This window comes from Paenibacillus sp. DMB20 (genome assembly GCF_000987955.1).
Taxonomy (GTDB): domain Bacteria; phylum Bacillota; class Bacilli; order Paenibacillales; family Paenibacillaceae; genus Paenibacillus_AQ.
Window position 1 is genome coordinate 78,065 of the sequence record NZ_LAZU01000011.1, and the last position, 14,271, is coordinate 92,335.

General features: G+C 54.1%; 8 protein-coding genes and 1 pseudogene. 7 read left to right on the plus strand and 2 right to left on the minus strand.

All coding sequences use genetic code 11. The features are described 5' to 3' along the window. Positions 1-112 precede the first annotated feature (112 nt). The gene (gene uvrA, locus XI25_RS03535) at positions 113-2,998 is read left to right on the plus strand and encodes an excinuclease ABC subunit UvrA (RefSeq protein ID WP_046677394.1); all 2,886 of its coding nucleotides are present in this window, start codon (positions 113-115) and stop codon (positions 2,996-2,998) included. 209 nt (positions 2,999-3,207) lie between these two features. Here the strand turns inward: uvrA and XI25_RS03540 are convergent, their stop codons facing one another. Then, the gene (locus XI25_RS03540; protein ID WP_052759434.1) at positions 3,208-3,891 is read right to left on the minus strand and encodes a DUF4097 family beta strand repeat-containing protein; all 684 of its coding nucleotides are present in this window, start codon (positions 3,889-3,891) and stop codon (positions 3,208-3,210) included. 555 nt (positions 3,892-4,446) lie between these two features. After that, positions 4,447-6,075 (minus strand): nitrite/sulfite reductase, encoded by a 1,629-nt coding sequence (locus XI25_RS03550; RefSeq protein WP_046677396.1) that lies wholly within the window; start codon positions 6,073-6,075, stop codon positions 4,447-4,449. A gap of 403 nt (positions 6,076-6,478) precedes the next feature. Here XI25_RS03550 and XI25_RS03555 point away from each other — a divergent pair, with 403 nt between their 5' ends. The 6 genes and pseudogenes from XI25_RS03555 to XI25_RS03575 all read left to right on the plus strand — a co-directional run bounded on the left by XI25_RS03555 (position 6,479) and on the right by XI25_RS03575 (position 14,059). Beyond that, entirely contained in the window at positions 6,479-6,691 is a 213-nt protein-coding gene (locus tag XI25_RS03555) for a hypothetical protein (protein ID WP_046677397.1), read from the plus strand. 249 nt (positions 6,692-6,940) lie between these two features. Continuing rightward, positions 6,941-8,043: pseudogene (locus XI25_RS03560) on the plus strand (S1C family serine protease). Then, positions 8,043-9,968, plus strand: a complete 1,926-nt coding sequence (locus tag XI25_RS03565; protein WP_046677398.1) for a stalk domain-containing protein — start codon at positions 8,043-8,045, stop codon at positions 9,966-9,968. Before XI25_RS03560 ends, XI25_RS03565 begins: the two are co-directional and overlap by 1 nt. A gap of 100 nt (positions 9,969-10,068) precedes the next feature. Continuing rightward, positions 10,069-10,794 carry a DNA alkylation repair protein gene (locus XI25_RS03570; protein WP_327204715.1) on the plus strand — a complete coding sequence of 242 codons (726 nt, stop codon included), beginning with the start codon at positions 10,069-10,071 and terminating at the stop codon, positions 10,792-10,794. A gap of 20 nt (positions 10,795-10,814) precedes the next feature. Further along, positions 10,815-11,150 carry a hypothetical protein gene (locus XI25_RS36075; RefSeq protein ID WP_327204716.1) on the plus strand — a complete coding sequence of 112 codons (336 nt, stop codon included), beginning with the start codon at positions 10,815-10,817 and terminating at the stop codon, positions 11,148-11,150. A 395-nt stretch (positions 11,151-11,545) separates the two neighbouring features. Further along, on the plus strand, positions 11,546-14,059 hold the full coding sequence (locus tag XI25_RS03575; protein WP_046677399.1) for a U32 family peptidase: 2,514 nt from the start codon (positions 11,546-11,548) through the stop codon (positions 14,057-14,059). Positions 14,060-14,271 lie beyond the last annotated feature (212 nt).

Sequence of the window (14,271 nt, forward strand, 5' to 3'; positions counted from 1 at the left end):
CGTGCACCGCTTTTTCGAATATGACTTAACGGTGTGAAAGACATAGGGAACGGCCTGGCGGTCGTTCTCTTTGTGAAGAATGGCTGTGTGAAGCAGTGAGGAGATGAATCTATTGGCAAGTGAAAACATAGTGATCAAGGGCGCCCGCGCCCACAATCTGAAAAATATCGACGTAACGATTCCGCGGGACAAGTTAGTCGTGCTGACCGGCCTCAGCGGCTCGGGCAAATCCTCGCTTGCGTTCGATACCATCTATGCGGAGGGACAGCGGCGCTATGTGGAGTCATTGTCTGCGTATGCCCGCCAGTTTCTCGGCCAGATGGAGAAGCCGGATGTCGACTCTATCGACGGGCTGTCCCCCGCCATTTCCATCGACCAGAAGACGACAAGCCGCAACCCGCGGTCCACGGTGGGCACCGTAACCGAAATTTATGACTATCTGCGCTTGCTGTTTGCCCGCATCGGCCGGCCCCACTGCCCCGAGCACGGCATTGAGATTACGTCCCAGACGGTAGAGCAAATGGTAGACCGCATCATTCAGTACCCCGAGAAGACCCGACTGCAGATTTTGGCTCCGGTGGTCACCGGACGCAAAGGCGAGCACAAGAGCCTGTTTGCCGATATTGCCAAGCAGGGTTTCGTCCGGGTGCGCGTGGACGGCGAGCTGCGGGATTTGTCGGAAAGCATCGAGCTGGAGAAAAACAAAAAGCATACGATCGAGGTCGTTGTGGACCGGATCGTGATCAAGCCGGACATCGAAGCCCGTCTGGCGGATTCGATCGAGACGGCGCTTAACTTGTCCGGAGGGCAGCTTTTGGTGGATATGATGGGCCATGAGGAGCTTCGCTTCAGTTCCAATTTCGCCTGCCCGATCTGCGGCTTCAGCATGGATGAGCTGTCTCCGAGAATGTTCTCGTTCAATACCCCGTTCGGGGCTTGTCCGGAATGCGACGGCCTCGGCGTGGAAATGATCGTGGATCCCGATTTACTTGTTCCTGACGGCGACAAGAGCATTGAAGACGGAGCTTTCCAGGCCTGGGCCGGGGGCACGTCGAACTATTACCCGCAATTTTTGAAATCGGTCTGCGAGCACTACGGCATCCCGCAGGACGTGCCGGTGAACTCGCTCCCTCAGGAGCAGATGGACAAGCTGCTGTACGGGACGGGCAATCAGAAGGTGCATTTCAAATACGAAAATGATTTTGGGCAGCGGAAGGAAGCCTACGTCACGTTCGAGGGCATCATTCCGAATTTGGAACGCCGTTACCGGGATACCAATTCGGAGGGAATCCGCGAATACATCGAAGGCTATATGAGCTCCAAGCCATGCGACGGATGTAAAGGGCATCGTCTGAAGAAGGAAAGCCTCGCGGTTACCATTAACGATCAGAACATGGCTTACGTGACGAACCTGTCCGTCGGGGACGCTTCGCGCTTCTTTGACAGCCTCGAATTAACGCCGAAAGAAAGGCAGATTGCGAACCTCATTTTAAAAGAAATCAACAGCCGCCTTGGCTTCCTGGTCAATGTCGGCCTGGATTATTTGACCCTGAGCCGATCGGCAGGCACGCTTTCCGGGGGCGAAGCCCAGCGGATCCGCCTGGCTACCCAGATCGGATCAAGCCTGATGGGCGTCCTGTATATTTTGGATGAGCCCAGCATCGGCCTTCACCAGCGGGATAACGACCGGTTGATCTCCACGTTGGAGCATATGCGGGATTTGGGGAATACCCTTATTATCGTCGAGCATGACGAGGATACGATGATGGCAGCCGACTATATTATCGACATTGGTCCAGGTGCAGGCATTCACGGCGGGAAAGTCATTGCCCAGGGTACGCCGAGCGAGATTATGGAGGATGAGAACTCGCTCACCGGCCAGTACTTGAGCGGACGCAAGTTTATCCCGGTCAACAGCAAACGGCGGAAACCGGATAACCGCTGGCTTGAAATCCGCGGCGCCAAAGAGAACAACCTTAAAAACATCAACGTCAAAATCCCGATCGGCGTCTTTACGGCGGTGACCGGGGTATCCGGTTCCGGCAAATCGACGCTGGTGAATGAGATCCTGTACAAAACGCTGGCCCGCGATTTGAACAGGGCCCGTGTCCGTCCGGGACAATACCGCGAGATGAAGGGGCTTGAGCATATCGAAAAGGTCATCGATATCGACCAGTCCCCGATCGGGCGGACGCCGCGGTCGAACCCGGCCACGTACACCGGCGTGTTTGACGATATCCGCGATATTTTCTCCCAGACCAACGAGGCGAAGGTGCGCGGATACAAGAAAGGGCGTTTCAGCTTTAACGTGAAAGGCGGACGCTGCGAAGCCTGCCGCGGGGACGGCATTATCAAGATCGAGATGCACTTCCTGCCGGATATTTACGTGCCGTGCGAGGTATGCAAGGGCAAACGGTATAACCGGGAAACGCTGGAAGTGAAATATAAAGGAAAAAGCATTTCCGATGTGCTGGAGATGACGGTTGAGGACGCCACGGAGTTTTTCCAGAACATTCCGAAGATCCATCGCAAGATGCAAACCCTGATGGACGTGGGCCTTGGTTATATCAAGCTGGGCCAGCCGGCGACGACGTTGTCGGGCGGTGAAGCCCAGCGGGTGAAGCTCGCATCGGAGCTGTACCGCCGCAGCACAGGGAAAACGATGTACATTTTGGACGAGCCGACGACCGGACTCCATGTGGATGATATCGATCGGTTGCTTGTGGTACTGCACCGGCTGGTGGATTCCGGGGAATCCGTTCTCGTGATTGAGCACAATCTCGACGTGATCAAGACCGCCGATTACCTGATCGACCTGGGTCCGGAAGGCGGCAGCGGAGGCGGTACGATTATCGCCACCGGTACGCCGGAGCAGATCGTAAAAGTGCCCGAATCCTACACCGGCAAGTATCTGAAACCGATTCTGGAGCGGGACACCAAACGGACGGAAGCGATGAACAAGGAAACCGCGGCAGCGGAAGAGTCTGCGGTGAAGTAAGGTCCGGACGTGAAGAACGTTTGAGTATAGAGAGCCCTGCAGCTCCCCCATAGGGGAGAGGCAGGGCTCTTTTGCGGGGCACATTTTATCTGACATCAGGAAGGAATTCGCGGGAGTTTGCAACTGAACGGTCAGGCGGACAAGTGAATGATATTTTCAGATTATCGTTCCATGGGATCGGGTGCCGGCAGCTGTGATTCGTCCCCTCTTTACTCCACGGTAATGTTGCCGGACCTCGTCTCGATGTTCACCTCAACCGAACCGCCGCCGGTTATCCCTTCCGTCCGTCGTTTTTGCTCACTCTGCTTGTCTAATGGAAAGGCAATAGAACGTCTACCGCTTGTCGATTGAAGCCGCCAGGATGCGTTAGGCTTACTGTCGTCCAATTGCACATGCACGTTGCCGCTATGGACGGATACATTCAGGTCATTGTTCAATTCAGCGAATTGTAATTTGATGTTTCCGCTTTTCCCTTGAATGTCCAGACTATGGGAACGCAACCCGGTCCCTGTGACGCTGCCCGATGATCCTTGCACGACAACTTTACCTTCAAAATGGGAAGGAATTAAAATACGAAGCCGGGGCTTTTTTCCGAGATTGAGCAGCTGTGAAATATTACTTTTTAAACGGATATCTACTGAATTCGGACTTTCGTCCAGTACGAGTCCGTCACCGCCGCGCGGCAGCACCAGCGAAGCCTCAAGCGAATCGATATCGGCTACTTCAAGCTGGAGCGGTGTGCTGCCGTGATCAATATGCACGGTATTCACGTCTTCGATTGACGCATGCCGGGACTCTTCGGTTGCTTCGTCGCTGCCGCAGGCACTAAGAAATAGCATGACTGGAAGCATGAATACAAGCCCAAAGCGTCGAATGAATGGTTTATGGTTCATTGGTAGCCACCTCCTTTCCTACAGGATAACGAGTGACGCAGCGTCATTTTCAAGCAGAAATTTTAAGGGTTGAAAGTGACGCAGCGTCATTTTGTATACTGATGAAGGGAGAGAGCTCCACAGGCATTCAGGCTGCCAATAACGGGTGAAGGGGAATTCGAATTGAACAAAGGAGATGCGGTTATCTACGTCTGTGTTATTATCGGGGCGGGTGTTGGTTTGTATTTGGGCAATGCGATCCCCGGGGTCTTGATCGGCCTTGGCGTTGGCTACCTCATCAAAGAAGGTATAAAGCCGAATAACAATCGGTAGTACATCAAGGAAAGGGGCGGGACGAGGGTGATGATCTCGATATGTCAGGTGGCTAAACAGATGGACATTGCTGTCCGAACGCTGCGCTATTATGGACAAATCGGATTGCTGCCCGCAGCATCCTTGCTTCTTATTTTCAAAGGTCTGGATTATTTGCAGCTTAGTTATTACAAAAAAGGGGAACCTTCCAAGATCGAAAATCGTTGGAGGATTCCCCTGATTTTATTGTTTACCGGGAGTTCATTAGGACGCCACAACTTCGGACGCCAAAATCTCGGTCAGCTTCTCCTGGAATGCCGGGATGCCGACGCGATGCACATAAGCGAAGAAGCTTTCTTCCGGCGACAGCCGGTTCTCTTTATAGAACAACAACAGCCGGGCAAGCACCGGTCCGACGTCGTCGCCTTTAACGCGTCCTTTCAGCGCTTTGTTCAGCTGGGCGCCGGGGCCCAGCGATCCGCCGACGGCAATATCGAACGCATCGACCATGCCCTCCGGCGTTTTGATCAGGGAGCCCTGCAGGCCGATGTCCGCGATATGCTTCTGTCCGCAGGAGTTCGGACAGCCGATGAAGTGAATGCGCACCTTTTCGTTCAACTGGACGTGCTCATCCAAATATTCCGCCACCATCTTGGCCCGGCGTTTCGTTTCGACGATGGCCAGATTGCAAAACTCATTGCCCGTGCAGGATACCGTCCGGCTCATGAAGTGCTTCGGATTCGGCGTGAGACGCTGAAGAACCGGAGCCCGCAGCAATTCCTCGACCGCTTCATCCCGGACGCCGCTTAGAATAAGGTTCTGGGACATCGTGGTGCGGATTTTTCCATCGCCGTAAGTATCCGCCAGATCAGCGAGTTCAACCAGCTCATCCGCATCAAGACGTCCAACCGGGACATTCAATCCGATGTAGTTCAGGCCTTTTTGACGCTGCGGGTGAACCCCGTCGAAGTAGGCAGCCTGCCAACCAAGGGTTTTGTCTTCGCCTCGGGAAGGAAACTCGCCGACCAGCTCCGCCAGCTTCTCCTTAAACTTGTCGGGACCCCAATCGGCTACGAGGAACTTCAACCGGGCATGGTGGCGCTTCTCGCGGTATCCGTAGTCCCGGAAAATGGTGGTGACGCCGACAGCTAACCGCAGCGCGTCTTCCGGGTGGACAAAAATATCCAACGCCTGCGCCAGATGCGGCTTTGCCGAAAGGCCTCCTCCGACCATGGCATGAAATCCGATCACCTCTTCGCCGTCGATCACCTTGACGGCCGGTGTCAGCGCAAGATCGTTAATCTCGGCGTTAGCGTTATTATATTGGTTGGATGAGATGGAGACCTTGTATTTACGCGGAAGGTTGGAGAAGTCGCGATTCAGCAGAAAAAAGTCGTTGATTTCCTCCACCAGATCGGTAGTGTCGAGCAGCTCGTGCGGATCGATGCCGGCCAGCGGATTTCCGACGATGGTGCGGGGACAGTCGCCGCAAGCCTCGTAGGAGTATAAGCCGACAGCTTCGAGTCTTTTGAAAATATCCGGAAGGCTTTCAACGGTGAGCCAGTGAAACTGAATCGCCTGGCGTGTGGTCACGTCGACAAGACCCCGGCCGTACAGCATGGCAATTTCAGCTAGGCCGCGGGCCTGAGCCGATGTCATGATCCCCGTATTAATGCGTACCCGCATCATGAAATGACCGTCCTTCGGTTTTTGCTGATAAACGCCGGCCCATTTAAAACGGTCCATATCGTCCGCGGGAATAGAGTCAAAGCCCTCCACTGCGTATTTTTCAATGATTGTACGAATCACGTCCAATCCGTCTTTTTCCATCTTGACGAATTCAAACTTGTTCAGCTTGTCGGGATTGGCCATCCATACCGGTTCGTAAGCCATGGGAATAACGCCTCCTGTGATTTCGGATTTAAGGATAATGGTCGCTGGCGATGAGTATCTTGATGAAATAATTTAATTCCGATTTGAATAGTATGATATTGAATTAGATATTATCACATCAGGTCTTCTCCGTAAATGAAAAAATGGATTTTTAAGTTCAAAAATATAGTTATTTGTTAAACGAATCTATTCAGCACATCGGTCGCGTGGAAAAAGCGGGTCGCGGAAGAGCTCGGGTCAAGGAGGTTGATCATAAAAAAAGAGGATTAGCTGGTTGAATATGAGAATTTTTTATGACATTTTCGCTTTTTTTGAGGCGGAGGGCTTGCATCCGGGCGCAGGCGAGGATAACATAGAAGAAGATATGTAAAAATGCCCGAGAAATCACGAGGAGGTACGTTCCATGTTCCTTGCAGCAGCTGCGGAAGCCGGTTCCAACTTTAAAACATTCGATATTTTCATGATTTTGTTTACGATTTTAATCTTTATCGGTGTGGTTCGACTGTTGACTGCACGTCAGAAGAATAAATTCGCCATTGCTTTCGGCATTGTCAGTCTGCTCGTATTCCTGTACTCGGACTATGCGATGGTTACCAACTGGTTTAGCAGCAACTAAACGGACAGATTCGTACATAAGGAGGCGCCCCGCGTTTGCAGTGGTTGGCGTCTTTTTTGCGTCTGTATACTAAAATGAGTTAATATGGAAGATTTTTTTACAAGGGCTTGGCGCCAGATTGCGTATCTTGCAGGAAAATAAAGGGATAATTTAGGACTTACAGCAATTGTACAGGCCGTTGCCCTGTGTTACATTGAGGGAACACGTATCCGTGTAAGTTAACGTTCGGAGAGGAACGGGTGAAAAAAGATGAAACAAATGGGAAATAAAAAAGCCGCAGGAATACTGCTTGCTGCCGCATTGCTCCTGAGCGCCGGCATCCCGGCGGATTCAGCGAACGCAGCGGGAGTCAAGCCCGCCAAGAGCGGCACGGCCAGCAACGGCTATACATACAATCAGGACCTGGTACCGCAGGTCATCAAAGAAGTGTCGCCTTCGGTCGTGGGCATTATCGGCAAAACGCCGGGAGGAAGCAGCAAAGGGGAAGACCGCTATAATTTGGCTCACGGTACCGGCGTCATTATGAAATCGGACGGGTGGATCGTAACGAACGCACATGTCGTCAGCGGACTGACCGGCATTACGGTCGTGACTTCGGACGGCAAAACCTACAAAACGCACAAGATCTACACCGATCCGGTCAGTGATATCGCACTCGTAAAAATAAACGCCAAGTCTTTGAAACCAGCCAAATTTGCGGCGAGCAGCGAAAAGTCCCGGGTCGGCGAGAAGGTCATTGCCATCGGTACGCCGATCTTCTTCTCTCTCCGCAATTCCGCCAGCGTCGGCGTTGTCAGCGGACTAATCGGAGCGTCGACGGCTCATACCGCCTGATCCAAACGGATACGGCGATTAATCCGGGCAACAGCGGCGGGCCGCTCGTTAATTTGAAGGGCGAGGTTATCGGGATCAACAGTATGAAGTTTTCGGCCGTAGGGATTGAGAACATGGGCTTTTCCATTCCGACGGAAACGGTGCAATACATCGTTAAGCATCTGTTGAAATACGGCGAAGTAAAGCGCGCCGGACTTGGACTTGAATTGGAGGAAAGCTGGTCCGCTATCGTGGGGCTTCCCAGCGATGATCCGCTGACCGTAACCAAGGTTCTTTCCGCCCAAGCCCAAAAAGCGGGCATTCAAGAAGACGATGTGCTCTATGCGATTAATGGCAAGCGCGTGTACTCCGTCGTCGATATTAACGAAATGCTGAAGGCGTACATGCCCGGCGCGAAGGTGAACGTGCTGATGCAGAGCGGCGGCGATATCGTGAACCGCAGGCTTACGCTCAGCAAGGGCGTAGGGATGCCGGCATCTGCAGACATTCCCGTCGCGGCAGGGGAGGGAGAAGAATAATGACGAAAGAAACCGCGGTATTTTATAACAAAAGGTGGCGCACTCCCGCGGCACTGCTCGCAGCCGTTGTCCTAAGCGCGTCGTTGTCTTTGCCGGCGTGGGCGGATACGACCCAGAAAGTGGTGCTGACGGTCCAGAAGGGGAGCAGCTCGGCGGTCGTGAACGGCAAATCGTATACGATCGCCAAGCCGGTCAGCCGGAATGGGATCGTTATGGTTCCGTTAAGCATTTTCAAAAAAGCTTTCGGAAGCGAAATCAGGCTGGAGGGCACAAGCCGCGTCCGGCTCCTGCAAGGACCCCATGCCGTTGTCATGATTATGGGAAGCACGACCGCCTGGATCGATGGGAAAAAGGTGAAGCTGCCGGCGGAACCGCAGATGGTCTCCGGTACGTTGATGGTTCCGCTTCGCCCGGTGGCGGCAGGCATTGGAGCAAAGCTCAGCACGGACAAGGACGGAAAGCTGAGCATCAGCCTGAAGGTTACGGACAAAAGCGGTTCCGGGAACAGCACGGACCCGGACGGCATGTCCGGCAAAAGCCGTGTAGGCAACAGCTATTATCAATGGAGCATCAATTATCCCGCAGGCATGGTAATCGGCAGCGGCTCGGATAGTGAAAACGTGGCTTCGTTTACGGATGCCACCGGAAGGTACTACCTGGAGGTGCATGCCGATCCGCAGTCCGTCGAGCTGGATACCGAAGATTTGCTGCAGCAGCTCATAAAGGACGCGCGTCTGACCGGTGACGTGGTGCTTGATCAGGAGACGGTTGCGCAGGCACCGGTACCTTATGCACGGATTGTCTCGCGGGATGCCGACGGCGTACTGTGGGAAGGACGGCTGTATTATGCCAATAAAAGGTTGTACGGGCTGTATTTTGCCGATTCCGACGCAATCCATTACAAAGATCTGGACAAGTATGCCGACCTGCTCAATTCCTTTAAGGTTTCTTTTAACGCGGGGGACAAAAATCTAAAAGATTTATCTTCCATGGAAAACGGGCTGCGCAGCATTACGAATGCCGATTACGGCATTACGGCAGCCGTTCCGGCCGGCTGGCAGGTAAACAACCAGGAAATGTTCTACGGCAGCGAGGAGGAAGGATACCTGTCGATCTACGTGAACTCCGCCCCGAAGGGAGTGGAAGGAACGCTGTCCGGATGGGCCGACCGCATGAAGAAGTGGCTTGAGGAGTCGTTTGCGGCGGACGCTTACCAAATCGTCGGATTGACGCCGGTTGAGATTTCGGGAGTGAAAGGACAAATCCTGGAGGTCCGCTACAATTTTGGGGACGGGTGGACAACCGAGTATGAAGTGATGGTTCAGAAGAACGGCTACCGCTATTATCTTGAATATACCGTGCCGGAAGGTAAGGAAGAAGCCGCTAGGGCTTGGAAGAATGTATTAAAATCCATCCATATCGACTACGAAGCGGTTCCGGCAAACTTCGGCCGGATCGGGGATGCGGATTTCCTGACGGACAAAACCAAGATGGCAACCAAGACATCAAACGTCTATAAGTATCACGTCGACATTCCCCGTTATTGGACTCCGATCAGCGATCGGTTTGATTCGGGCAGAGTGGAGTACGGCTTTGTAGGCGGCAGCTTCGCCGTTGAGTCGGTGAAGGATACGCCGGCGGAGTACATTGTGAGCAGGCTGAAGCAGTACTACAATGAAGCGGCTTCGGGCAAAAGCAAGCTAAAGGTGCTTGGCATCGAGGATACGACGTTTGCCGGCGTTTCGGCGGTGTCGTTCCGCGTGCATCAGGTGAAGAATGGGATCGGGTATACGACGAGGCAGATTGTTTTTGAAAAGGACGGTGCGACGCATACCGTGACGGCGGTATTGAACGATGCGAACGCCACGGATGTGCAGAAGCAGGCCATCGAGCGGACTCTGGCATCATTTCAGACGGTAGAGTAACAGGATTATGCGATAAAGAGACGGCTTCGTTGTCCCCAAGGGACGGCAAAGCCGTTTCCATTTTGGAGCCGCTTCTATTCGGGAACAGGGGGATTATGCGATGAGAGAAACGTTGAAGGATTTATATTCGCCGCTTTTTATAGAGTCGTTTGCCGGCAGGGTGAAAGGGGCTTATACTCCATTTGACAAGCCGAAATTTATCGGACTGATCCATGACGGATCATGGGCGGAGGAGGAGTTCAAACAGCGCATCCGGCACGTGACGAGAGCCCTGACGGAAACGCTGCCTTCCTCATATGAAGAGGCACTGCGCATTCTATATGCGATTGCCCCGGAATGCCGGGGGATTGAGTATTTGTTTATACCCGATTTCGTAGAATTGAACGGAAGGGGCGATTTTGATCGGTCGATGGAGGCGTTGGCGTTTTTCACCCGGTTCTCCACTGCGGAATTTGCGGTCCGCCCTTTTATCATGGAGGACCAGGAGCGGATGCTGGGCCAGATGGAGGAATGGGCACGAAGCGACAACGAGCATCTTCGCCGACTGGCCAGTGAGGGCGCGCGTCCGCGTTTGCCTTGGGCTCCCCAGCTGCCTGAACTGATCCGGGATCCGCGTCCGGCGCTTCCGATTTTGGAAAAGCTTAAAGCAGACCCGTCCCTCTATGTACGCAAAAGCGTCGCCAACCATCTGAACGACATTTCCAAGGATCATCCAGAGCTGGTACTGGAGCTCGCCCGCCAGTGGATCGGAACCCATCCGCTCACGGACTGGATCGTAAAGCACGCCTGCAGGACGCTGTTAAGAAAGGGCGATGCCCGGGCGTAGCTTTGTTTGGATACGAGCAGATGTCGGGCATTGCGGTAGACTCGCTCAACATTGCGACGCCGATCGTTTCGGTTGGGGGAGAGCTGGAGTTCTCGTTTGAATTAGTGAACGGCAGCGAAGACACGCCCCGTCTGCGGATCGACTATGAAATCGGCTATATGAAGGCCAACGGCAAACAGGCGCCGAAGCGGTATAAATGCTCGGACAAACCGTATGCTCCAGGCAGTTGGACGGTAGGGAAAAAGCATTCGTTTAAAGTCATTTCGACGCGCCGCTTTTATCCCGGCGAGCACAGCCTTCACGTTTTGGTAAACGGCGAGAGAATGGCTTCGGGAACGTTTGTGGTGGAGGAGTAGTAAGAGTAAGAGTAAGAGTAAGAGTAAGAGTAAGAGTAAGAGTAAGAGTATTTCCTTTGCGATGTTTGTCTGAGAATACTTGCGAACTTGCGAGGCCTTGCCTTTTAGGATGTGCATACACTTCGGGTGCAAGCATTTCTCCAAATAGCCAAAGCATGTTCAAAGAAGCTGCCTATTTGTAGAAATGCTTTTTATATACTCCCGTTTTTGGTACACTGGATAAGTTAAAGAGATATATGCTTTTGGGGGCAACGAATGCTGATAAACGGCTGATCGTTGCGTGTGAACCGGGTATTTCTCGTGGAAGCGGTCATCCTCTAAAGGGGACGATGCCGTTTTTGGCTTAAAGCTTTAAAATAACAGTTACCGGCCGGTTCCGGTTTGGGAGGATATAGATGGATACAACGATTTTGCGAAGGGAAGATGTGGAGCTGCTGGCGCCCGCGGGCGATTGGGACTGCATGCGCGCCGCCGTGGCGAACGGAGCGGATGCGATCTTTTTCGGTGTGGAGAAGTTTAACGCGCGAGCTCGCGCGAACAACTTTCGGATGGACGAGCTGACGGAAATCATGGCGTTTTTGCACAGCTATGGCGTGAAAGGGTTTTTGACGTTTAACATCCTGGTTTTCGAAAATGAGCTGGAGGATGCCAAAGTTTTGATCGACGCCTGCGTGGACGCGGGGGTGGATGCGGTCATCGTGCAGGACCTCGGTCTTGTGAAGATGATCCGCGAGATTTCGCCGGACTTCCCGATTCACGGATCGACCCAGATGACAATAACGTCGCCGGAGGCGGTGGAGTTTACGAAGCCGTTCGGCATGGAACGGGTTGTGTTGGGGCGTGAGAACAATCTGAAGCAGATCCGAAAAATCGGGGAGCAGGCCAAACTTCCGATGGAGGTGTTCGTGCACGGTGCCCTGTGTGTATCTTACTCCGGCCAATGCTTGACGTCGGAAATGTGGGGCGGACGTTCCGCCAACCGCGGGGAGTGCGCGCAGGCATGCCGTTTGCCGTATGACCTGATGGTGGACGGGGAGCAAAAGCCGATGGGGGACGTGGCCTATCTGTTGTCCCCAAAGGATTTGGCTGCGATCGATTTGATGCCGGAGCTGATTGAGGCCGGCGTCACGTCGTTTAAAATCGAAGGCCGTCTAAAGAGCCCGGAATACGTAGCGAATGTGGTCAGCAAATACCGGAAGGCGATTGACCGGTATTTTGACGGTGACGATACCAAGCCGGACAAGGAAGAGATCCGCGAGCTGCAGCAGAGCTTCTCCCGGGGCTTTACGCACGGCTTCCTGGAAGGAACGAACAATAAGAAGCTGGTAGACGGAACCTTTCCGAAAAGCCGCGGCGTGTATCTTGGCCGGGTGGAGCAGATTTTGCGCGACGGCGTCGTCTGCAGGCTGGAGGCGCCTCTGAAGCGAGGCGACGGCATCGTGTTTGACGCCGGAGATCCGACGAAGAAAGAAGAGGGCGGACGCGTGTACGATGTGCGCCGCAAAGGCGTCAAGCTGGAAGGGGAAGCCGAAGAAGGCTGGATCGTCGACATCGTGCCGGGGCGCAGCGACGTCGATCTCCGCAAGCTGCATGTCGGCGACCGGATCTGGAAGACGAACGATCCTGCGCTCGATAAGCGCCTCCGCCAGACCTATGAGACGGACAAGCCGTATCGGGTATTCCCGCTGCATGTTCGCGTCAGCGGCCGTCCCGGCCAGCCGCTGTCGACCTGGTGGACCGACGTGCAGAAGGGTACGACGGTCCAGGTCAATTCGGAGCTGGAACTGGAAATCGCCCTCAAGCGGCCGATGAACCGTGAACTGCTGGAAGAGCAGTTCGGCCGCCTGGGCGGGACCGTGTTCCAGCTGGAGAAACTTGACGTCGAGCTGTACGGCGACGTCATTGTGCCGATGCGCGAGCTGAACAGCATCCGCCGCCAGGCGGTGGAGCTGCTTGCAGGCGAGCGGCCGAAGCCGCCCGTGTACGTGAAACGGGCGGTGTCGGTTTACGGCGATGCGGCGGTGCCTGCAGCGCCTGTCAAGCGCGGTGAAGCGCAGCTTACCGCGCTGTGCCGCAGCCTGCCGCAGGTGCAGGCTGCGCTGGAAGCCGGCGTGGGGATGATTTACGCCGACTTCGAGTTCATCAAGCAGTTCCCGGCGGCGGTGGAGGCCGTTCGGGCCGCCGGCAAGCAAATTGCGCTGGCGACGCCGCGCATCCATATGCCGGGCGAGAACGGCTACCACAACAATATTTTGCGCCTAGAGCCGGATGCCGTGCTGGTGCGCAATACCGGGGCGCTGTATTACTACCTGCGCCACCGGATGGAAAACCCGGACAAGAAGTTTCCGCGCCTGATCGGCGATTTCTCGCTGAACATTGCGAACCATAAGGCGGTGGATCTGTTCACCGAAGCCGGCTGTGATATCGTCACTCCGTCGTATGACCTGAACATTCAGCAGATGGTCGATCTGCTCCGAAGAGCCGACACGTCCAAGCTGGAGATTGTCATCCACCAGCATCTGCCGATGTTCCATACGGAGCACTGCGTGTACTGCACGTTCCTGAGCGAAGGAACGGACTTCACGAACTGCGGCCGTCCGTGCGAGGAGCATCGCGCTTCCCTGCAGGATCGGATCGGCATGTCCCACCCGGTGCGGGTGGACGAGGGCTGCCGCAATACCGTCTACAACGCGATTGAGCAGTCCGGCGCCGAGTATCTGGCCAACTTCATGGAGCTTGGCGTATCCAGCTACCGGGTGGAATTCCTGGAAGAAACGCCGGAACAGGTGCACGAGGTCATTGATCTGTATAACCGCGCGCTGCGCGGCGAGATCAGCGGCACGCAGGTCTGGAAGCAGCTGAAAGCGACGAACCAGCTTGGCGTAACCCGCGGTCAGCTGGTGAAGTAAGTCTAAAACAGTAAGTTTTAATAGAATCGGTGTAAAAGGTAATCTGATCAAGAACATGCCGCGATTAAAAACGGCATGTTCTTTTTACTTTGAAAGGGTGGTAATGGCTTAGTTGGTCACTTAGAACAATGCTTATAACTACTGGATCGCGAAAAAAGCGACTTTTTAACCAATGCTTACACTGGGGAAATATGGAAAATAAGACTCCGGAA